This window comes from Bradyrhizobium sp. BRP23, assembly GCF_020194135.1.
GTDB classification, from domain to species: domain Bacteria; phylum Pseudomonadota; class Alphaproteobacteria; order Rhizobiales; family Xanthobacteraceae; genus Bradyrhizobium; species Bradyrhizobium yuanmingense.
The window spans coordinates 1-22,023 of record NZ_JADYVW010000027.1; the positions used below are offsets into that span (position 1 = coordinate 1).

General features: G+C 60.1%; 19 protein-coding genes. 1 reads left to right on the forward strand and 18 read right to left on the reverse strand.

Features of this window, described 5'->3' with window-relative positions:
• Nucleotides 1-488: 488 nt before the first annotated feature.
• The 6 genes from I6F24_RS35935 to I6F24_RS35960 all read right to left on the reverse strand — a co-directional run bounded on the left by I6F24_RS35935 (nucleotide 489) and on the right by I6F24_RS35960 (nucleotide 7,652).
• Nucleotides 489-1,271, reverse strand: coding sequence for an SDR family NAD(P)-dependent oxidoreductase (locus tag I6F24_RS35935; protein WP_225131283.1), 783 nt, complete (start codon nucleotides 1,269-1,271; stop codon nucleotides 489-491).
• Nucleotides 1,268-1,714, reverse strand: a complete 447-nt coding sequence (locus tag I6F24_RS35940) for a hypothetical protein (RefSeq protein ID WP_225144544.1) — start codon at nucleotides 1,712-1,714, stop codon at nucleotides 1,268-1,270. Before I6F24_RS35940 ends, I6F24_RS35935 begins: the two co-directional genes overlap by 4 nt.
• Before the next feature lie 150 nt (nucleotides 1,715-1,864).
• Nucleotides 1,865-2,920: an LLM class flavin-dependent oxidoreductase gene (locus tag I6F24_RS35945; protein WP_225131287.1), complete on the reverse strand. Its 1,056-nt coding sequence runs from the start codon at nucleotides 2,918-2,920 to the stop codon at nucleotides 1,865-1,867.
• A gap of 337 nt (nucleotides 2,921-3,257) precedes the next feature.
• The gene (locus tag I6F24_RS35950) at nucleotides 3,258-4,883 is read right to left on the reverse strand and encodes an ABC transporter substrate-binding protein (RefSeq protein ID WP_225131289.1); all 1,626 of its coding nucleotides are present in this window, start codon (nucleotides 4,881-4,883) and stop codon (nucleotides 3,258-3,260) included.
• 215 nt (nucleotides 4,884-5,098) lie between these two features.
• Entirely contained in the window at nucleotides 5,099-5,836 is a 738-nt protein-coding gene (locus I6F24_RS35955; RefSeq protein ID WP_225148707.1) for a GntR family transcriptional regulator, read from the reverse strand.
• A gap of 295 nt (nucleotides 5,837-6,131) precedes the next feature.
• A complete protein-coding gene (locus tag I6F24_RS35960) occupies nucleotides 6,132-7,652 on the reverse strand; it encodes a porin (protein ID WP_225131292.1) in 1,521 nt (506 codons plus the stop codon).
• Nucleotides 7,653-7,982: 330 nt separating this feature from the next.
• Here I6F24_RS35960 and I6F24_RS35965 point away from each other — a divergent pair, with 330 nt between their 5' ends.
• Complete coding sequence (locus tag I6F24_RS35965; RefSeq protein ID WP_225131295.1) at nucleotides 7,983-8,534, forward strand: MarR family winged helix-turn-helix transcriptional regulator; 552 nt, start codon at nucleotides 7,983-7,985, stop codon at nucleotides 8,532-8,534.
• A gap of 103 nt (nucleotides 8,535-8,637) precedes the next feature.
• On the opposite strand, the gene I6F24_RS35970 is transcribed toward I6F24_RS35965, so the two are convergent.
• From I6F24_RS35970 to cofE, 12 genes are all read right to left on the reverse strand, one after another.
• Nucleotides 8,638-9,849: a dienelactone hydrolase family protein gene (locus tag I6F24_RS35970; protein ID WP_225131297.1), complete on the reverse strand. Its 1,212-nt coding sequence runs from the start codon at nucleotides 9,847-9,849 to the stop codon at nucleotides 8,638-8,640.
• A gap of 404 nt (nucleotides 9,850-10,253) precedes the next feature.
• Nucleotides 10,254-11,186: a 3-keto-5-aminohexanoate cleavage protein gene (locus tag I6F24_RS35975; protein ID WP_225131299.1), complete on the reverse strand. Its 933-nt coding sequence runs from the start codon at nucleotides 11,184-11,186 to the stop codon at nucleotides 10,254-10,256.
• A gap of 156 nt (nucleotides 11,187-11,342) precedes the next feature.
• Complete coding sequence (locus I6F24_RS35980) at nucleotides 11,343-12,221, reverse strand: SMP-30/gluconolactonase/LRE family protein (protein ID WP_225140369.1); 879 nt, start codon at nucleotides 12,219-12,221, stop codon at nucleotides 11,343-11,345.
• Nucleotides 12,222-12,245: 24 nt separating this feature from the next.
• Nucleotides 12,246-13,034, reverse strand: a complete 789-nt coding sequence (locus I6F24_RS35985) for an SDR family oxidoreductase (RefSeq protein WP_225131302.1) — start codon at nucleotides 13,032-13,034, stop codon at nucleotides 12,246-12,248.
• Nucleotides 13,031-13,771, reverse strand: a complete 741-nt coding sequence (locus tag I6F24_RS35990; protein ID WP_225131304.1) for a GntR family transcriptional regulator — start codon at nucleotides 13,769-13,771, stop codon at nucleotides 13,031-13,033. The genes I6F24_RS35985 and I6F24_RS35990 overlap by 4 nt, the downstream gene beginning before the upstream one ends.
• 148 nt (nucleotides 13,772-13,919) lie before the next feature.
• Nucleotides 13,920-14,837 carry a DUF1028 domain-containing protein gene (locus I6F24_RS35995; protein WP_225131306.1) on the reverse strand — a complete coding sequence of 306 codons (918 nt, stop codon included), beginning with the start codon at nucleotides 14,835-14,837 and terminating at the stop codon, nucleotides 13,920-13,922.
• Nucleotides 14,837-15,622 carry an alpha/beta hydrolase gene (locus I6F24_RS36000; protein ID WP_225131308.1) on the reverse strand — a complete coding sequence of 262 codons (786 nt, stop codon included), beginning with the start codon at nucleotides 15,620-15,622 and terminating at the stop codon, nucleotides 14,837-14,839. The genes I6F24_RS35995 and I6F24_RS36000 overlap by 1 nt, the downstream gene beginning before the upstream one ends.
• Nucleotides 15,623-15,848: 226 nt before the next feature.
• Entirely contained in the window at nucleotides 15,849-16,358 is a 510-nt protein-coding gene (locus I6F24_RS36005) for a nuclear transport factor 2 family protein (protein ID WP_225131310.1), read from the reverse strand.
• Between the two features lie 565 nt (nucleotides 16,359-16,923).
• Nucleotides 16,924-19,380, reverse strand: a complete 2,457-nt coding sequence (gene cofH, locus I6F24_RS36010) for a 5-amino-6-(D-ribitylamino)uracil--L-tyrosine 4-hydroxyphenyl transferase CofH (protein WP_225131312.1) — start codon at nucleotides 19,378-19,380, stop codon at nucleotides 16,924-16,926.
• 68 nt (nucleotides 19,381-19,448) lie between these two features.
• Entirely contained in the window at nucleotides 19,449-20,156 is a 708-nt protein-coding gene (cofC, locus tag I6F24_RS36015) for a 2-phospho-L-lactate guanylyltransferase (RefSeq protein WP_225131314.1), read from the reverse strand.
• Nucleotides 20,153-21,160 (reverse strand): 2-phospho-L-lactate transferase, encoded by a 1,008-nt coding sequence (gene cofD, locus I6F24_RS36020; protein ID WP_225131316.1) that lies wholly within the window; start codon nucleotides 21,158-21,160, stop codon nucleotides 20,153-20,155. Before cofD ends, cofC begins: the two co-directional genes overlap by 4 nt.
• Nucleotides 21,157-21,921: a coenzyme F420-0:L-glutamate ligase gene (gene cofE / locus I6F24_RS36025; protein ID WP_225131318.1), complete on the reverse strand. Its 765-nt coding sequence runs from the start codon at nucleotides 21,919-21,921 to the stop codon at nucleotides 21,157-21,159. The genes cofD and cofE overlap by 4 nt, the downstream gene beginning before the upstream one ends.
• Nucleotides 21,922-22,023: the final 102 nt, after the last annotated feature.

The following is a 22,023-nucleotide window of genomic DNA, read 5'->3' on the forward strand; positions in this document are numbered from 1 at the left end:
GCGCCGAGCCTTTCAAGCTCTCTCGACCAAGATCTGTGCCGCTCTCCCAGTCAGTCCGATCCGCCGACCGCAATCAATCCGCTGGTCCGAATGATTAGGCAATGTTGCCCGCGCGTCATTCCATGACATCTCGCCTTGCGCCGCGCTGAGATACGGTCCTTCGTGTCACCCGTGCAACGAAAGCTAGCTCACACTTGCCGCGGATGAGGCTCAAGGTCAGGCGCCAGTACTGCGGCCAGCTGCCGATTGGCCTCACATAGGATCCCGCCCCATTGCATTTCCCCTCGGGTCTACGGGCAAACTAGCACCGGGAAGACGTCGTTTCTCGGCGATCTGACTGCCTTCGCTGGAAACTAGCGGTGAAACTCCACGAAAGACTGGAGGTAAGTGAATGATTCCTGCAAGATACGATGGATTTTGACGCGCGAACGAATCAGCATCGGAAAGCACCCGCACCGAATGTCGCGCGCTCTGGCGCAGCCGGAGACCTAACTGGTCGTCGTGAGGTTGAGTTTCAGCGTGCGCGGCAGCGATCGTCCGCCATCCATGACGATTGATTGTCCCGTCACCGCGGAAAACTCCGATGTACAGAGAAACGCCACCATCCGGGCGACCTCCTGTTCGGTGACCAGTCGCGCCATCGGTGTTTCCATGACGACGCTGGCCTTGTAGTCGGCCATCATATTGGTACGCTCGCTGGCGATCTGGCCGGGTACGATCGCGTTGACCGTAACGAGCGGCGCAAATTCGAGCGCGAGGCACTGCGTCAAATGGATCAAAGCCTCTTTGGCAAGCCCGTATACCGAATGCGACCTCGCATAGGCCGAGGTTGCGCTCACATTGATGATCCGGCCCCAGCCCATTCGCTCCATGCCTGTGATCGCGCTTTGAGCAAGCTGGTACGGGGTCCTTAGATTCACCGCCATGACCGTCTCCCACTCCGACAAGGATAGCGACCGAAACGGTGTATCTGAATAGGGACCCGCATTGTTGACTAGGATGCCTAAGGCTCCCAGTCGCTCTGTGACCCGGCATACAAGCGCTGCCGCCGCCTCTGGGTCTCTTAGGTCAACCGGAAACAGCATCGCTTTTCCACCGATCGCGGCGATGCGAGCGACAATGCTTTCGCCCTCGCTCAAAGCACGCCGGCAATGCACCGCGACACGCGCCCCACGCCGGGCGAGCTCGACTGCGATTGCAGCGCCGGTGCCTGATGAGGAGCCGGTGACAAGGGCGACCTTGCCGTTGAGATCACATTCGCCCGCACTCATGGATCGATTCTCCTAGACCAGATCAACTTCAGCTTCGACTCGTCCAGATATTTGTTGTGTATCAGGTCGATCAGATCCTTGGCGGATGTGGCGAGCTCCGCCTCATAGGCGGCGCGATCGGTCACCTCGATGCGCTCGATGTAATCCCAGGGGCCGCCGTCGAACGGCACCGGCTCCGTCAGGCGATGAATCCGATAGCTGATGATCGTCTTCAGCTTTGCTGTAAACGGATAGTCAACCTCGCGCTCGAAGCGTTCATATTCGTCCGGGTCGACACCGGTTTTCAAGGCGGTCAGGATATAGACGACCGTCGTCATCATTTGCTCCTTATGAATATTGCTCAGAGAGGACGAACGAGCTTTGATAGCCTGAAGGCCAAGCTTCGGCAGATCCTTATGTTTGGGATCATCGGGCGCCGATAAGTACCGCTGTCCGCCAAGCACGAGCCACTCGTCTTCACCATCCCGCTCGTCTCCGACGCCAAGCTACACGCGTCATCCGTCACGTCCCTGGCAGGGCTTCGATCAGCGCGGCGCAAAGAGCCCGCGAGGAGACTGCCAGTCCTCTTTTGGGAAAAAAAGTTGGCTCGAGGCTTATGCCTGCCGATCGCTCGACGCCTTCGCGAAAGCCGCCTCGACGGCCGGCCAGACTTGCGTTCCGAAGCGCATGATGACGTCTTCGTAACTGACGCCAGGAGCCGGAACCGGAAAGATGTTGAAGCCGGTGACGCCGGCGCGGCGGAGGTCAATGACGTGCTGGGTCACCTCTTCGACAGTCCCGCAGAGGGTGAGAGCATCGACATGGCGGTCGGTGACGAGAGGAAATAATGCGGCGAACGGGGCGACGCCGGCAGCATAAGGGACTGGACCAATGGCATCGACGACCTCTTTTGGCAATGTAAGTCCCTGTGTCTGAAGCGTGTAGAACCGCGAAGTGGCTTGCGCAATGATCCGCGTCACTGAAGGGCGCAATATATCGCGCGCCTGCTTACCGTCATTGGCGATACAGCAATCAAGGCGCGCGACAAGCTTGATCTCGCCCGGAGAACGGCCGGCCTTTGTCGCCCCCTCGGCGACGGCCGACGCGAAGGCCTTTGCTTCGTCGACAGAGCCGCACCCTTCCATCATCACGCCATCGGCGACTGCGCCGCCCAATTTCTGACCGAGCGGACCATTGCTTGCGACGCGAACAGGGACGCGCGCGCGCGGCGGCGTGAAATTCAATCGGCCGCGGTGAAATCGAATGATCTCGCCCTGGTAGTCGACCTCCTGCCCGGCCATGAGCTGACGAATCAGATCGACGGCTTCGCGAATGGCGAGAGGCGGCTTGCGCGATTGGATCCCGAGCTCGGCGAAGCCGGAGACACCCGCGCCGATGCCGAGAATGGTGCGCCCCTTCGAGATTTCATCGAGGGTGCCCAGGGCCATGGCGGTCAAAGCCGGGTGGCGCGCGAACGGATCGGTCACGCAGGGACCAAGCTTGACGCGTGAGGTTTGCCCGGCCAGATAGGACAGACACGAGTAGGTTTCGCGGTAGAAGCGCTCATCCGCAAGCCAGACGGTTTCAAATCCGCTCTCTTCGGCAAGCCTGGTACGAGCGGCAAGGCGGGACACCGGTTGGTCGCCGAGCATCAACAGTTCTATCGACATGAACGTCTCCGACAGTTGCCTCCCTCCGCGCTCAAGCGAGCTGACCCGGCCGAGAGGTGATGAAGAAAAAGGGCTTGACTTGCCGCCTCGCCGGTCCGCGGCCAGGTCCCTAACCAGCCGAGGCATCCGATCCTTGAGGGCGAATGCGCGATGACGCCGAGCCACGTATTCGGGCGTCGCCATGGCGCCGGCCTTCACGAGGGTGGATTACCGGGCAACAGATAGACGAAGAAAGCCGGTCACGCTGACGCCGAATAGGGTCGGCGTCAGCAAAGAGTGACTGGCGAAGCACGAAAGCGAAGAACGACATGATCTTGTCAGCGCGTCCAGGCCGCTCTCAACTCAGCTTCATCTTGTTGAAGCGCTCGAAGGAATCCCAGTACTTCGCAACGCCCGCGAGCTCGGAACGAGTCACCCTCGCCCAATTGTCATACCAAAGCAGACCCCAGGCCGCGTCATCCAGAAGAATCTTCTGCGCATCCTTGACTGCGGCCATGCGCCTGGCTGGATCAGCCTCTCGGATATTCTCGTCGATGATCTTGTCGAGGGCAGGATTGGCGTAGCCCCCCTTGTTGGTCGCGCTGGCTTTGCTGTGAAAATTCCAATAGAGGTGATAGAATGGGTCGTTGATCCAGGACTGCCACGATTCAATCGACAGCTCGTGCCCGCCGGTCGATGACAGTTGGCGGAAGGTCGCGTCAGTCTCCTTCTCGATGCTGACCCGGAATCCGATTTTCTCCAGTTCGCGCTGAATCCATATCGCTGCTTGCTCATGCGGCGCATATCCAACACGCACCGCGAGCTTGACCGGGATCGGCTCCGAGCCGAGCCCAGCTTCCGCCATCAGTGATTTTGCTTTGGCGACATCGTAATTGTACGGCGAGAGCGAACCATCATGGCCGGGCGTTTGAGCTGCGATCGGGCTTTTCATCTGTTCGCCATAACCGTAGAGGACGTTCGGGATGATTGCGTGGATCGGCATCGCGTAATTGATCGCCTGGCGAACTTTCACGTTATCGAACGGTTTTTTCTTCAGATTCATGCAGAGAAAATTGCAATTGGTGTCGGGCAGCGACACGACATTGAGACCCGGCTCGCCCTCAAGGCTCTTGAGATTCTTCGGCGACATCGAGTTGGGTCCGATCACCATGTCGATGGCTTTGCGCTTAAGCAGGAGAATCCGGTCAGCCTCATTCGCCGTTGATTTGATGACGATGCGCTTGAAATAGGGTGACGCCCCCCAATAGCCTTGTGTGGCTTCCAGAACCACCTCGACGCCTGGCTCGTTTCTGACGGCTTTATAGGGCCCGAGCCCGGCCGTGTTGCGCTTAAGCCATTGAGAGGCCCAAGGATCGTCGGCGGTCGCGTGCAGCTTGATCTCTTCGGGATCAAGAAGTGCGTTGTTGGACAAGGACAGCACGTCGAGCAACATGGCACTCGGCGCCGGCAGGTTGATCGCAAAGGTACTATCGTCGCGCACCTCGAATTGATCTGCCTCCGTCACCCCGATCATGGTTGGAAAGATGAGCCGCATGTAGCCGGAAGATTGCAGCCCACGGTCGAAGAGATATTTCACCGCGTTCGCATTCACCGGCCGGCCGCTCGGAAATTTCAGGCCACGACGGATGTTGACGACAAGGGTTTTGTTGTCGTTCTCATACGTCCAGCTTTCGCCGATGCCGCTTGCGAAAACAGCGGGCTTGGAAATCGCAAGGTTAGGCGATCCGGCGACTGGCTCTGCACCCCAGCTCAGCACCGTGTCGTAGATGTTTGCCTGAACGATATAAGCGCCGTCGGACTTGAATTGCGCCGGATCGAAGGAATCGATATCCGTGCCCCAGGCCACCGTGAGCGTCGGACCAGCCTGTGCATTTGCAGACCCGGTAAAAAGGCCCGGCGTGAACATCGCACTGCCGCTCGCCGCCAGCTTGAGAAAGCTGCGGCGTGATTGATTTCCCAACATTCAAGTCCCCTGCGTAGGTTCTGGATTTGCGTGAACAAGCTCGAATGACGTGGATAGCTCTGTCTCGTGCGCACGAGTCTTCGAAGGCGCTCCCGCAAAGGAGCGACCCAGGAAGTTCCGCTTGCGTCCGCACAATCGACGATCGCGGAGATAAAGATGCGCCTGACGTGTTCAGACACACAGCTCGGGATAAGGCATGAACCGCTGCAGGATCCTCAGGCAGAGGCGTTTCCGCGCCTGCCTTTCGGAGCGGCCGCCGATCGCTTCTTTACGGGTTTGTCGATAACGCGCGAGAGGCAATTGGCCGCCTGCATGATGTCATCGGTCACAGCCGCGCGGGCGGCGGGGCCGTCGCGATGCGTCAGCGCATCAAGGATGCGGCGATGAGCATCCATGGAGCGGCGCAGGTGCGCGGCGTCGGGCGCAACGAGCACGAAGCACGGGCCAATCAGAACCCAGAAATTCTCGACCGCACCAAGGATGATGGGTGCTTGAGCGATCTCATAGATCCGCCTATGAAAGGCGAAATTCGCCGATAGATAAGCGGGCACATCGACTGCATCGGCCGCCGCCTGGAGACGATCATAGAGCTCAGCGACCTCACTATCGTCAACGCCCGTCATGCGGATTGCCGCGCGCTCGGCAAGAAGCCCCTCAAGCGCCACCCGTGCATCGCGCACGTCGCGCAATTGCGCGCCTGACAGATGAACGACGCTCAGGCGCGCCGTGTCGCTGAACTCGAATGCACCTTCAGCCTGCAGGCGGCGGAGCGCCTCGCGCACCGGCATCGGGCTCGAACCCAACGCCTCGGCAAGTCCTCGAATTGTCAGCCTCTGGCCCGGCGCGAAGCGGCCGGCCATTACGCCGTCACGCAAATGCCGGTAAACCTGATCCGCCATCGAGTCCCGGGCAACGGACGGCAGTAGCGGCAGCGGTTTCTTGTCCTTCACCATCGCGGGTCCCCCCAAGTCTTAATTTCGGATATGTGATCACAAATTCGCGTCTACGTCAAGTTTGCTCAGCCCATTCTTGATTTTGGACTTAAGGTTGCAGACTTGTCGGGTCGTTCGGTCAACGTGAGACTTCAGATGGGACGCGAGCGGCGGAGCACCGTTCGTCCCGCGGATCATGGGCCTGAAAAACCGGTTCTTGGAAAGGCCTCCGGCGGGCATGCCGGAGGCCTTCTGGAGGTCAAACTCGATTCTAAAAGCCTCTTCCTTTCTCCTTCGTGCTAGTTGCCAAAACAGATCACCAATTGCGCTGAGCTCGCAGGAGCAAGCTCACCGTGCTCTGGTCCTTCAGCTCGTAGGTAACTCCGGGCTTGGCAATACCCGTCTGCGCCGGCAACACCACAGTGCCGCCGGCCGCATACTTCTGGTCGAGCACGCTGTATGCCAGATCGGCCGAGAAGGTCAGGTTCTTGACCGGAGTCCAGCGAGTGATCACGCCTGCGACCGCATAGTTGAAGTCGGGGTTGCAGCCGGCCGCGCCGCTCGAGAGCGCAAGGCCCGCGACGAATGCACCGCAGATGTAGCCTTTCGCTGCACTATTATATCGCGCAGCAGCCCACGCACCGTAGATGCCAGTGTTCCAGTAAGGATCCCAGTTGTGGGTATAGCCGCCACGGAAGCCGTAGGTGGTGGTCAGTTCCTGACGGGAGCCCGCCACGAAGACCGAGTCGGCGAGACCGGCAAGGCCGACGCTCTGGTAGACCCCCGCAAGTCCCGCCCCCCCGTACATCGCGTAGGTGGTGGGTACGAGGTCCTGGAAATTATAGCGGCTTGCGCCATACGTATAAACGCCTTGGACGTTGATTGTGTCACCCGGACCGGTCGGGAGATTCTTGATTGACAAGGCCAGTTGACCCGCCCAGCCCCACTTGTCGCCGGGATGACCGGTCGTCTCGTCGGCGCCGTAGTAAGCGGCATGATTGTCATGCATCGCGACTGACGCCTGGAAGAGGCCCCAAGCCTGATCGACTCGAAGCATAGCGACAAGGTCAGGAGAGCTTGCACCGGCAATGTCGCTCGCGCCGTACGCGCCTGTCGCAAGACCAGCCACTGTCGCGCCGCTGATGTTCCAGATGTTGGTCGTGTAGTATTGGACCTGATCCTGCGCCGAGAATGATGCCGTGATACCCTGGCCGAAGTCAGCGGTGTACGTAAACTGATTCACACCCGTAACCGCACCGCCGCCGCCCGGCAGACCGTCAAAGTTGTTCGCGGGGTAATTGATCCAGGGCGTTGAGAACTGGGAGATGGTTTTGCCTATCGTGAACCCTGCGAACTGGATGAAGGCCAGATAGACACCAACCGATCCACCAGCGACGCCAGTTCCGCCGTAAACCGTCGAGCCGTTAACACCGCTGGTCCCAACACCGGTATAGCCGCCCGACCCCCAGTCGAACACACCATCGAAGAAGGTGCGGAGCATACCGTATTGTGTTGCGGTGCGCGTATCGATCGTCAGATCTTCACGGGCATTGGTGGAATAGGAGTTGCGCAGGCGATTGCCCGCTCCAGGCGCACCATTCACCGCGCCCTGCGTGTAGATCGAGTTGGTGTTGAAGGCCGCATCAACGCGCAGATAACCTCCGAGCTTGATGCATGTGTCGGTGCCGGGGATATAATAGAACCCGGCGCCATAGAGAGAGCAGACCTTCACGTATTCAATCGGCCCTGCCTTGGCCGGCAGGTCGGCCGCCTGTGCACCACCCATCAAGCTGAGCGCAGCGGCCGAACCGCAGAGCATTCGGTTAAACGTCTTCATAAAAGCCCTCCAACATCTTCTGCGGCCCTTATGGGCGGTTGCCGAAGAATGATCCCAAGTTCACGACTGTTGCTTCTCGTTTCGCGCACCTCGACGTCTTCGCCACGCGCGAATGGATCGATTTGCTTGACGTGCGACCGAGGGGCCGCTCCGTCACGGGATGGACATTATATAAGCTACTTATATATGCAACTGATATAAGTTAGCGAAGTGTCGATTCGGGAAAGAGTCGTGGTATTCGAGCAACACACCACCGCACCCGCATTGTTGCTGCGTGTTGCAAACCGGGTTAGGTAAGTTGGCGAAATAATGAAGAGGAGGTCTCGGATCATGTCCCGAGATACGACCCGGCAGCAGCCCTCGCTGAGCGCGAAAGGTCACAGGACAAGCAAACAAACCGCTCCGTCGGACCGAATCATAGGAGAAGTCGGTTGGGACATTGCGGCCATCAATGTGCATCTGGAGGACATTCGGCGGACCTGGGCAAAGGCACTTGGCGTCAGCGGCCCCCAATGGCTGATCCTAATGGCGATTGCCGATCTGGATCAGGGTGCAGGCGTGTCCGTCGGAGATGTTTCGGCGAAGATCAACGTCCGCTCCCCGTTCGTGACCGCAGAGACCAAAATGCTGGAAAAGGGGGGCTTCGTATCTCGCACTGCCTCTCCGGCGGATGGCAGGGTCGTTTTGATGTCGCTGACCGAAAAGGCTCGTAAGGCAATTACGAGCCTTGCAGCCAAGCGCAGAAAACTGGATGAGACGATTTTTGCAGATCTTGGGCACGAAAGGCTGCAAGATTTCAGAGAAGTGCTTTCGACCATCAAGCGCAGAATGGAGAAAGTGGCCCTTCAGCTCGAGCTGGATGCAAGCAAGCCGGACGTGTGAGTGGCTATATTACAGGAGCCATTCGGCTCCGAAGGATTTATGAGCAGATTGTGCGCACCGGACGCCGAGCGCGAGAGCGATTGATCCCAATTGAATTCGCGCCCTAGGCCCTCGACGCCGTGCGGGTATCATTGAGCGCCAGCGGCCGAGCGTTCTTTACGCAATTCTTTCGCGTTGGAATGCTAGGCGCCTGGTCGTTTCGGTCGATGCGCAGTTTGTCTCTGAGCCAATCGAAGATAAACTGCCGCCCAATGCTCGGATTGTCGAGTTGCCGGTGCGATGAACCGGTCTCCTCGCCCTTGAAGATCTTGAGATCCATGGGTACGCCGGCGGCGCGGCAGTGCTCATGCAAGGCAGTGATATCCTCCAGGCTGACATAGTCGTGCTCTCCCACAACGACCAAGGATGGACATTTGATCTGACGGGCAAGCTTACAGAACGGGGATAGTTTTATATCTGGACCGAAGAGGCTGGCGGTGACATATCTGTGCTCGAGATCATCCCAAAATCCGCCGTCGCAAACGGCAGCAGCCCACCTCGTTTCGGTTGCCGCCACGCGTGTGGCAAGGGCCCCTCCAAGACCATCGCCTATCAAGGCGATTCGCCTCTGATCGACGTCATCGCGGCTGAGTAGATAATCCAACCAGCGACGTAGAGCCACGCATTGATAATGGTGGACCGGTCGATCCTGGAAGCGCTCGATCTCTCGCGGCAGGTCGGTAACGAGCAATGACAGGCCGTTTGCAATGGCATGAGACTGAAATCTCACCAATAGGTCTTCTTTGGTATCTCTTTCCTCGCCGATAGCCACGACCACCGGGGATTTGCGCGGCGCGGCCGATGAACGAATGAGATAACCTTGGAGCAAATTGGTACCGAAGCGGATCTCGAGCACCTCTCCACGCGGAGACAGCACTTCCAGGAAGGCCTCGGCACATGAGTTGGCAATGCGAGACAGTTCGGGAATTCTCGGATCGCTGCGAACAAGAAAGGCGGAAGCTGTGCGATAATAGTTCAAGGCGCGCAGCCATTCGTTCCTTGCCGTCGTAAAGTGGCCTTCTGCGCTTGAGAGGCGCGCGCGCCTTGCGATCCGGTCGGCCAGGGCACGCCACTCCTCGAGCCAGCTCTCGTCGTCGCCGACAACGATCTTGCCGGCAATCATGAGGCACTCGGACACGAAGCTTGCGCCCTCTTGAGCATCTCCCAGCAGGCGTCTCAGCTGGGTGCTCTCGACCTCATGATCCGGCCAGTGGGTCCAGCCGTCAGCGTCATATCTGGGCGAGCGGTGGACATTTTTCGCCTGTTCTCGCATCATCCTGCCCTCCCTATTAAGCCGCGTAGAACGCCTCTGTTCTTTGCGGTCGATCACCTTTTTTTCGTCCAAGCGCCGAATTGACACGTGGCGATATGTCGTATGGTGCGGCGCGCGCATGCAATGCTATTTGAACTCATGCTCGAACCCGAAAACGCGACGATTAGGCCGGCTGGTCACATTGAACCGCCATCGGCTCGTCCTGCGGAACGTGTGACCATTTCGTGTTCGCCTATGCCCAGCGGAGTCTAGGCGACGACAACGCACGCGCTCACGGCAGAGAGCCAGACGCTATTCACAGCTCACCGAGTTCTCCTGTCTTCGCCCCGAACGCTGATCGGTGGCCCTTGGCTGCCTTGCTGAGCTGGCGCCGGTCTCATTCGCAAAAGGTCGCCACAAGATCGCACTCAGAAGCCGACATCGCTCGTCCCTTTCAACTTCAGCATGACACGAGCCTCGTCCGGGGTTGCTGCCTCTAATCCGAGTCCTTTCAGGATCGAGCGGGCTAGCCTCACTTGCTCGGCGCTGGAGGTGGCGAGCTTGCCAGGCCCCGCCCAAAGGCTGTCCTCGAGTCCCACGCGGATATTGCCGCCCATTGCCGCAGCCATGGCGCCTATGCGCATCTGCGCGGCGCCCGCGCCGAGTACCGACCAGACATAGTCGTCGCCGAACAGCCGCTCGGCCGTGCGGCGCATGGTGACGATGTCCTCATGATGCGCCCCGATCCCGCCGAGCAAACCGAAGACGGACTGGATGAAGAACGGCGGCCGCACCACTCCGCGGTCGACAAAGTGCTTAAGATTATAGAGGTGGCCGACATCGTAGCATTCGAATTCAAATCGCGTGCCACTGGGCGCGCACAATGCGAGGACCTGCTCGATCTCGGCAAAGGTGTTACGGAAAACGAGGTCGCGTGAAGACTCCAGGTGCTCGCGTTCCCACTGATGGGTGAACTCGTGATAACGCTCGAGCATCGGAAACAGGCCGAAATTGAAGGAGCCCATGTTGAGCGAGGCCAGCTCAGGCCGGAAATGCCGGGCGGGCTCCACGCGTTCGGCGACCGTCATGAATGGGCTGCCGCCGGTCGTGATGTTGATCACGGCCCCCGATCTGCGGCTCAACTCCGGGAGAATCTTCGCAAATCCTTCGACCGATTGGTCCGGCTGACCAGTTTTCGGGTTGCGTGCATGCACATGCAGAATCGCAGCTCCCGCTTCCGCAGCCCGCACGCCCTCTTCGATGATCTCCTCCGGTGTCACCGGCAGGTGCGCGGACATTGAGGGCGTGTGGATCGCGCCGGTTAAGGCGCAAGTGAGAATGACCTTGCCAGGCCTGGCCATGTGAAACCTCAAGAGCTAATCGGTAGTGGGTAAGCGGCGGCGGCCGCGGAATTTTCGGCTTTTATGGCAGGACAGCCGGATCAGGAGTGCCCATCGCGCTTGCGCACGATGGATCTCCTCGCCTGCCAATTGATGACGAGGCAGCTTTTCGCGAGGTCAGCTGGCGAACCGCGGCTCCGGTATGCCCCGGACGCCAAGCCCCTTGATTGCAAATAGGGCCCCGCGCTGCTGTCCGTCATCGGGAAATCGCGGCAAGGGCGGCTTCGCCATGGAGGTCACATAGAGAATGTCGAGGTTGGGACCACCGAACATCACGCTCGTGACCTTGCGCACCGGCATCTGAATAACGCGCTCAACGCTGCCGTCGGGCGCGTAGCGTACGAGCTTTCCATCATAAACAAGCGCTTGCCAAAGAAATCCTTCTGCATCGACCGTAGCGCCATCGGCAGCACCGCCGTTTGAGCGATCTACTGGCGCGAAACGGCGCCGCTTGGTCGCAGCGCCGGTCTCGATGTCATAGTCGTAGGCCCAGATTTCTCCAGTCCAGGTGTCGGCGAAATAGAAGGTCTGGTCGTCCGGGCTCCAGCACGGGCCATTGGACACGATGATCTTCTCGTCCAGGACGTGCAGCGAGAGATCGGGATCGAGCCGGTAGAGACGGCCAGAGGCCTGATCCTCCAGTGTATCCATGGAACCGAACACGAAACGCCCGCGGCGATCGACTTTGCCGTCATTCAATCGATTGCGCGGCAAATGTGCCTCGGGGGCCGCGATCAGCTTCAGCTCCCCGCTCTCCAGATCGAGATCATGCAGGCCCGATTGCAGCGCGACGAGCGCATGCGTACCGTCGCGACGAAGCGCCATCGAGCCGATTTTCGCTCCAACATCCCAGGCGCGAAGCTCGCGTCCATCTGCGGTCGCACGAAAAACGCGACCATCGATGCTGTCTATCCAGTACAGACGCTGCTGCTCGGTGTCCCAAAGCGGGCCTTCGCCAAGCGTCGTCTTCAGATCCGCCACGATCTCGATCTGCAAAGTCATCCCCCCCATTCTCACGTTTCACAGGTATTCCACATTCCCGTCAACGCTGATCGCCTGGCCAGTCACATTGCGTGCACCTGGCGAGCAGAGGAATAAGGCCATGGCCGCAACGTCCTCAGCCGTCACCATGCGACGCAGCGAGATCTTCTTGAGGTATTCCTGGCGCATCGCCTCGTAGCTGGTATGGAGCTGCTCGGCGCGCGCGCGGATTACGCCCTCCATGCGCGGGCCCTCGACGATACCGGGCAAAAGCGCATTGACGCGGATGTCGTCAGGACCGAGTTCGGCAGCAAGCGATTTGACGAGCCCAACAATAGCCCATTTCGTTGCCGCGTACGGGGTACGCCAGGCATAACCGAGGCGGCCGGCAACGGAGGCCATGCAGAGGATTTGTCCATAGCGAGATTGGCGAAGCATCGGGACCGCATGACGGGCGAAGCGGTACTGTGCATTGAGATTGATATCGATCGTTTGCTGCCAATCGAACTCTGCAATGGCATCGATTCCGCCCGTCGGTCCGGCAATGCCGGCATTGTTGATGAGCACGTCGAGCCCACCCCAACGCGCAGCCTGCGCGCGAAAGACGGCCGCGACCGCACCGCGGTCCGATACGTCGGCCTTTGTGGCAAGGACCTGCGGATGTTGATTGCAGAAGCTTGCAAGCGCATCGTCGTTGACGTCGCAGATATGCACATACGCACCAGCCTCAACGAAGGCACCCGCAAGTGCGGCGCCAATGCCGGATGCGCCCGCCGAGATCAGGACGCGCAGCTCGGGATGAGGCACAAGACGCTGCAGCACGCTCATGCCGGTGCACCTCCCCGGCCGCGTCTCGGAACGGCCACGGAGCGCCCAATGCCCGCATTGTCGAGAAAGCGGGACAGACAATTGGCGGCCTGCATGATGTCGTCTGTCACAGCGGCACGAGCGGCGGGCGCATCGCGGCTCAACAGCGCATCGAGGATCTGGCGGTGCGCGTCCATAGAACGCTGCAGGTGGGCAGCGTCGGGAGCAACGAGCACGAAGCACGGACCAATGAGCAGCCAAAAATGCTCGACGGCGCCGAGAATCGCCGGTGCCTGTGCAATTTGGTAGATCCGCCGATGAAAGGCGAAGTTGGTCCAGAGATAAGCGGGTCCATTGACTGCATCAGCGGCGCTCTGCAGCCGGCCGTAGAGTTGCGCCACCTCGGCATCGTCGACACGCGTCATACGCGAAGCCGCGCGCTCGGCCAGCAGCCCCTCGAGCGCCACGCGCGCATCGCGCACATCCCGCAGCTGCGCCTCGGACAGGCTCCCAACGCTCAGTCGCGCCGAATCGCGGAATTCGAAGGCGCCCTCGGCTTGCAGGCGGCGGAGCGCCTCCCGTACCGACGTCGGGCTTGAGCCCAGCGCCTCGGCAAGGCCCCGGATTGTCAACTTCTGACCCGGCGCAAAGCGTCCGGCCATCAGACCATCTCTCAAATGCCGGTAAACCTGATCCGCCATCGAGTCCCGGACGAGGGACGGCAACGGCAGCAGGGCAATGAGGTTGCGCGATTCCAAGTTCCCTCTCCTATATGAGATATGTGATCACATTATGAAAAACCCGTCAAGCTTCGTCGGCGGGATTCCCGAATCGCGCGTTGAGGCAATTGCCGCCCGGCTGGCGGCGGCAGAATGCCTCGCAGAGGAGGCAAGAGGATTGAGCTTTTCACGCACCGAGGAGTTCGTTCGATGACAGCTGAAGGATGCCGACTGCGTAGAGCCCATCCACGAAGGCCCGATACTGCGGTCGCGCCGCAACGATGGCGGCAACGAGTCTCCTCCCTGAAGCGATCTCGCCGGCGCGGATCAGCAGCACGCCCTTCCAGAAGGTTGGCTCTGGATCAAAGCCGATCAATCCCTGGGCGTTCGTGAGCATGCGCAGCGCCTCTGCAAGCTGCGGACCTGTCGCTGCCGTCTCGCCCGAGAGCAGCCCGGGTGTGAAGACAGATGCGCCGAAGATCGTGTGGGCCTGAGAGAGCTTGGTGAGCCTGCGCAATTCGGCAAGCGGCTCCGGATGGTCGTCAACTCGCACATCGATGAGCCGGTTAGCCCAGGGCGCTGGAGCGATTTCGGCGGACACAACGAGGAGCGCGGCCGACATCCGGCCGCGGGCGTCACCTCCAGCGGCTTCAGCTGCATCCATCGCCGCGAGCATGCGGTCGAGAAGTGGGCCGGCAGTATCCTCGTAAGCTGCCAGCATGGCGGGAACCACGGCGTCGCTGGCCAGCATGTTTCCCAGCACCACAACGTTGCTGGCCTCGAGCTGAGCGCGGTGGGGAACGCAGCGATCGCCAGTGAACATGGCTTTGCCGCCAGCGGCATCGAGAAAGGCGACTTGGCGCAGCTCTCGGTCCTCGTCCTTCGCAAGCAGGCTCGTGAGCGCCATCGGCGCCGACACGCCGGAGGCCATGAGATCCAGCCCGTTCGGCCCGTAAGCTGGATCAACGAACGATTGGGTCGCAACAACACCAACGCCGGCTCGCGCAAACGGCACAACGCGCCCGAGGGCGAAATAATGCGATTGGCTCGCAACACCCAACTCACCCGTAACCGAATCCCGGGCGACAATCGAGTACGTCATCATCAAGACTCCACACGCTCGAGGTGCGCCTTGATCGCCGCGATCAAAGCCAGCGGATCCTCCAGCATCGGCAAATGACCGATACCTGGCAGGAGAACGTGCGGAGCATGCAGCGAGGCTGCCATTTCTGCGCCGGCTGCGGGAGGGCAAGTCAGGTCGAACTCCCCGGTCAGAACCGTCACAGGGCAATTGACGCTGGCCACATGGGCGCGGATATCGGCCGCGCAGGCGGCTCTCCACACGCGACGGATGTCGTCCTTTCCGTTTGGATTGCGCAGCGCAATGGTCTTGGCCACCACTTCGGCAGACGCGTGTGGACCCAGCGCATATTTCGGCAAGATAAGCTCAAACATTTCGGTGACGGTGTGATACTCGAGGGTGGCTAGAACAGCCGCATTGTCAGAATCTCGCGAGTAGAGCTGACTGCCTACCGCAACAACCGAGAGGACCCGTTTGGGCTCTGCAGCGGCGAGATAGACCGAAATTGCTCCACCAAGCGAACCGCCGATGGCGTGGAAGCGATCGATGCCTGCCCGGTCCACGGCATCGATGCAGTCCTGCGCCCACCGCGCAAGGTCGTACTGTTCGGCCGGCGGCGAGTCACCGAATCCACGCATGTCGGGGACAATCGTAAATCGGTCGGCGAATGCCGGAACAATTTCGGCCCACGCCGCGCCCTTGAGATTGATAGGATGCACGAACAGGATTGGCGGCCTGCTCGCGTCGGTCTCGCCATGGTAAGAAACGGCGATCGGACCGACCGGTCGCTTGATAGTGAGCCGCCTCATGAGTCCTCCACGGTCACGACGTTCCGAACGGCCGAAGGGACGCTCGATTGCGTGTGCTCTCCCTTTCCAGTGAGGCTCGCGCACTACGGTCCATCCGCTTCTCGGCGGTCACATCGGGCGGCAAGTTCAGCTGGAAAATCTTCTTTGGACGTTCTTCGCCCCGGCGGGATCAGCCTGTCCGCCGGATGTAGGCGGCGCGGCCAGCCCGGCGGGGCGCTCGCTTTGATTACAGCTTTTGGTCGTCCGTAACCGAGAAGCTCTTGCCGAAGCCTGGCGGCAGATAACCCACGCCGCGGCTGGCGTAGCTATCGCCGAACGGCTGCCGGATCTTGTCTTTGGGCGCCATCTCCGAGCAGTGGAAGTGCCAGATCTTCCACTCCGGCTTTCCCTCTCCGTCGTTGCGCACGTAAATTTCGGTGCTGCGCAGGTACTGGTCCGGTTTGTCGGCTTCCTCGAAATTGCCTTCGCAAAGCAGGTAGGCCATGTCGCCATGGAGATCCAGACGCCAGATGTGCATGACCGCAGGCTTCGATCGCGGCCTGTCCTTGAACGACTCCCAAAAAGCGGTCAGTTCCTCCCGCCCAAAGTACGGATCGCCGCTAAGGTTGAAATTCAAGAACGCGGTGCCACTCGGGAAGCAGGTTCGCATCAAGGGGATATCCCACTTGTGATTGGCAACCCACCAGTCGCGGTGCACTTTCAAAATGGCTGCTCGGTCCTCATTTAAAGTCGGCATGAATGCTCCTGATTGGTGTGATCGTTAAATTGGCCGCCGGGAAAATCCCCCTCAGATTGGCGACCTCATCGGCCTTCGGGTCAAAGACCGAGGCAGATTCTTGTGCTTACGCCTCGGCCACTAGCAGTCGCTCTGGACAGCAGTTCTGAGCGGTTCAGCTGAGCGCGCGCCAGAAACGCGAAATTTCGAGCGCTGAAGCAGGGCGTTGCCGCTGCTCGTCGTGATCCACTGACGCGGACGGCGCCAAGAATGCACTTGGATGGCCTGCAACGCTGAGCCAACTCATAGGCCGCGGAATAGTTGATCCAATGACTCTTGCGGCACAGCGCATTGCGCGCCCACAACAAGCTTGAGCTGAGAGCAACACGAAGAGATGGCGCGAAGCGCCGGCCGATCGAAGCTGGATGCGCGATCAATGCCCGGCGAAGCGTGCGCTGGCGCGATAATGCGGCTCACTTTAGGGTCCCTCCGTTCTCGATATGTGATCACAAATCAAATTCAGCGTCAAGCATTCCCGGCCGACGCCTTTCGGCATCGTCTCAGGCTCGCGCGGGACGCGCTCCCATTACGTCATTTCAAGCGCGCGGGACCGAGGGATGTTTCGCACCTCGCGATGGTCGTCCAGTCCCGTAACAATCGGAGTGAGCGCCGGAGGGTTCAGCGACGCGAGATAACGATCGTCAGCAACTTCGCCATAGAGCGTCGTACGTTGGCGCGGCAGGCGTGCCATGGCCCGGATGAGCTCTTCCATTTGTTTTGGAGCCATCTCGTGGCCATGCTGAGCACCGGCTGAACGCGAGATCGTTTCGTCCATCAGCGTGCCGCCGAGATCGTTCACACCAGCCTCAAGGCAGGCGCGAATGCCTTGTTCGCCGAGTTTCACCCAAGAGGTTTGGATGTTGGAGATTTTCGTGTGGAAGACGAGCCGCCCGATGGCATGCATGAGAACGACTTCGCGGAAGGTCGGCCCCTTGCGCGAGCGCCCTTTCAAGTAGATCGGGGCCTCCATGTGCACGAACGGCAATGGGACAAATTCAGTGAAGCCGCCGGTCTCGGTCTGAAGATCCCGGATGCGCAACAGATGCTTTGCCCAATGCTCGTAACGGTCGACATGACCGAACATGATCGTTGCGGTGCTGCGCAATCCGGCTCTATGGGCCGCTGCCATGACCTGCAGCCATTGCGCGGTGTTGATCTTGTCGGGACACAGAATCGCGCGGACCTCGTCGTCCAGGATTTCTGCGGCGGTCCCGGGCAATGTACCAAGACCGGCGTCCTTCAACTCGCGCAGAAACTCATCGACCGAAACTCCGAGCGTCTTGGCCCCCTGAAACACCTCCAAGGGCGAGAAAGCATGGATATGCATTTCGGGCGTGAACTGCTTTACGGTCCGACAAATCTCAAGATACTTTGCGCCGGTGTAGGCGGGATGGATGCCGCCCTGCATGCAGACTTCGGTCGCGCCACGCTCCCAGGCTTCGCGCGCGCGCCGCCCGATCTCATCCATGGAAATATCGTACGGCCGCCCGCGCAAGTTCTCGGCGAGCTTTCCTTTCGAGAACGCGCAGAACTGGCACCTGAAGTAGCAGATATTAGTGTAGTTTATGTTGCGGTTGACGACATAACTAACGCAATCCCCATTGACGGAGCGGCGCAGCTCGTCAGCAGCGCGGCACACGGCCGTGAAATCGCACTCCTCGGCTTCGAACAGCGACACGATCTCTGCCTCGTCGAGTCGTGCCCCAGAATGAGCCTTTGCGACGATTCTCCGAAAGCTGCCGGTTAGGACGGCGGGCGAGCTGGCATCTTCACGCAGCATCGCGAGGTCCCCGGCAGGCGGCTCGCACCTCGCTCCAGGGCACCATTCGTCTCGGCGCGGCCAGCCATGTCCGTCGACAAGACCGAGCAGGTTCTTCTGCAGCGACATGTCAGTCCAGCGAGCATATTGACGCGCATAGGGCGGATAAACTGCGAGGCGTTCGACGAGCGTCTTGCCGCATTGAACGGTGGCCTCGGAGAGACGTGCCAGATGCGGCCATGGCGCCTCCGGATTGACATGGTCCGGTGTAACCGGGGATACGCCGCCCCAGTCATTGATGCCAGCGGCCAGAATCTTGTCCAGTACGCCCGGGCTGAGATTGGGGGGAGCCTGGATGTTCATGTCGGGCCGGAACAGCAATCGCGCGAGCGCAATGGTCCACAGATGCTCTTCCATTGTTGGGGCCGCCGCGCCCCTCATGCGGGTATCCGGCTTCGGCTTGAAGTTCTGGATAATGACTTCCTGAATGTGCCCGTAGCTTTCGTCTAAATTGCGCAATGCAAGCAATGAGGAGATGCGCTCAAGCGGCGTCTCGCCGATACCGATGAGCAATCCGCTCGTGAATGGGACCGAGAGCTGGCCTGCCAGTTCAATTGTCCGCAACCGACTTCCAGGCTCCTTGTCAGGTGAGCCGAAATGTGGCCCCCCGGGCTCGCACAGTCGTGCCGAGGCGCTCTCGAGCATGATCCCTTGCGAGATGGAGACCTTGCGCAAAGCTGCGATATCGTCGGCCTCCATCAAGCCTGGATTGAGGTGCGGCAACAAGCCAGTCTCGCAGAAAACCACGCGCGCGGCTTCCTGGAGGTAGGCGAGCGTCGATGCAAAGCCCATCTCGTGCAGCTCTCGCTCGGCCTGGCGGTAGCGCAGCTCAGGCTTGTCGCCCAGCGTAAACAGCGCCTCCTTGCAGCCGGCCTCACGACCGGCACGCGCGATCGCCAGCACCTCATCGATGGTGAGGTAGGCACGCTGCCCTTTTTGGGGCGGATGGGCGAATGTGCAGTAGTGGCAGACATCCCGGCATAACTGGGTCAGCGGAATGAAGACTTTTCGCGAGTAGGAGATCTTTCTGCCGTGAGCCTCATCCCGCTTTGATGCCGCCATCCGCATGAGATCGGGAAGGGACACGTCGCTGACGAGAGACATGGCCTCGGAAGCGGAAATGTCACTTCGCCTCAAGGATTCCAGAAGCATCCGATCCACCATTCTCAGAACTCCTCACGCTCCGCGAAAAACGTCGGAGCTCTCTGCATTTTGGGCAACCAACCCCGAGCTCACTTCGGCCGCCGCATCGACGCTTGCGCGCCCCGTCCGTCCGTTCCCATCCCCAGCCGCCTTTGGCCGAGATTAATCGAACGCAAATAGCGATCGGTGGCTGTGGACGTGTTCAGGTCAAGAAAATCAAAGACATCGGCGGGAGCATCGAGATCAAGCCCAATCCTTGCATTGCGGCACACGATAGGCTGAATGCCGAGCCTATCGGCTGCGGCGATGTGGCGGGCGAAGCTATCGGGGCCGAAACACGGCTGCAAGGCTCGCGCTACGGTGAATGCAACCGCGTTGGTGCCGCCATCGCGCGGCGCCGGCACGATCACGGCGTTGCCTTGCGCGGCTTGGAGGAGCGTCGAAACGTCCTCGCTCAAGATAGCCGGCACATCGCTCGGCAGAACAAGGATGAGTTCGTCCCCACGATTTTCGACCGCGGCGAGCCCGGCTGCCACTGCCGCATTGGTTCCGTCCGCACCGCCGTCACCAATCACGACAGTCCCCAGACGAGCCGCCTCTTGAGCGACATCCTCAGCATTTGTTACCACAGCGATATGATTTAGTTTTATCACGCCACATGCCGCGCTCAGAACATCGCACAGCATAGACCGGGCCAACAGGGCGCGCTCGGATGCCGTCAGCAATGGGGAGAGCCGCTGCTTCGCGCACGAGAACGATTTTGCCGGGATGACTACCCATGCATCACGTGTCGTCATGATGCGCCTCCCTTTGAAGGGGCCCTGCCCCGCCGCTCGTGCGTTGCGCGAAGGTTTTCGCCGAAGGCAAGCGCATGCTCTGCGAGCATGAACTTCGACTGCATGTCTGTCATGAGCGTAGGCGCCGGGTGTACATCGACCCCCAGGTCGCCTGCCCCTGCCGAATCGGCAATATCTATGATCAGGCCATCGAGCAGCCCCGCATAATGCCTGGAAATCTCTGCATTTGACGGCTCAAGGCCGAGTTCGTCCATGATCTTGCGCGTCGGTCCTTTGATTGCCTGACCGCCGATAATCGGGGAAATGGCCACAACGGGAACGCTGGTCGCGCGCAGTTTTTCAGCCATCCCTGGAACAGCCAGGATTGGATCGATGCTGAGATAAGGATTGGAAGGACATAGGATGATGAGGCGGAGATCCTCGGCATCGAATGACGCAAGCACCTCCTCGCTCAGGCGAGCGTTTTGCGCCCCGCTGAACCGGATCTGCTTGACAACCGGTTCGCAGCGACGCTCGACGAAATAGCGCTGGAATTCGAGCTCGCCTTCCGTGGTGTCGAGGATGGTCGAAAGTCTGTCATTGGTGACGGGCAGCACAGCTGAAGCGATCCCGAGCCGTCGTGCAATGTCGCTGGCAATCGCTGTGAGACTTTCTCCCCTTAAGCGGCGGCGGGTCCGCTCGATATGCATCGCCATATCGCGATCCCCGAGCAAGAACCAGGTCTCGCCGCCGATCTGCTTCAAGGCCTCCATGAAGTTCCAGGTCTCATCGGATCGGCCCCAGCCGCGCTCGGGATCGCTGAGACCGGCGAGCGTATAAAGGACTGTATCGAGGTCCGGCGAGATATGGAGTCCGAGATGCTCGAAATCGTCGGCCACATTGATGACCACGGTCAATCGTTCTCCGAGAACGTGCTGTAATCCAACAGCGAGCTTTGCTCCTCCGACGCCCCCGCAGAGCGCCACAACACGCCCTTTTCCCGGCAAATGTGACCGCCCGTTCATCTGAACATATCCCGTTCTTTCGCACGCACGAGCGCGGACGCCGAATTGATAGGCGCACGAGAGGAGAATCCACGAACATGGATTACTGGTTGGCCTTCGGCCGCCTGTCCCATCAAGAGCGAGGCGGCGGCCGCCAGCTCATCCGCGACCGCGATCTCTGTTACCTGCATGGGCCGGCCGAACAGATCGGGCTTGCCGATCATGCTCTGAAGGGCAGGAATTCCAGCACTTCCAAGCGCCACACCTACGACGCCGTTGCGCCATGGACGGCCGAAGCTATCGTTTATGATGACGCCGACATCGACCCCGAATTGTCGATCGAGGCCGCGCTTGAGGTGCCGGCAACTGTCATCCGGATCTTCAGGCAGCAACAACACGCGATGGCCGCGATCCTGCTCGATATTGGATTCATCTATGCCGGCGTTCGCCATCACGAAGCCGAGGCGGTGAACAACGATGATCACATTCTGTCTTGCGCGAAGGACCTCGGTGGATTCTGAGAGTACCACCTCGATGTGCCGGGGATCTTTGCCGACCGTTTTTGCAAGCTCCACAGCGCGGTCGGAAGGCCTCACATCATCGAGATAGACGTACCTGTTTTCCGCCTTCGACACGATCTTTTGTGCGACGACAAAAATATCGCCAGATGCCACGGCGATCTCTCCGGTCTTCGCGCCATCCGCGATGACACCAACCAGATCGTCGCCAGGCCCCACCAGAGGGATCCCGGGAAGGGCGCTGTATGTGATGCTCCTCGTCATCGCGACTTTTTCCTCCTTCGCCGCTGCCCACACGTCTTGTTGTTTCTGGCGCGGGGCATCTCTCCTCGAATACGATCTCTACGCGCCGTACCCGAAATCAGT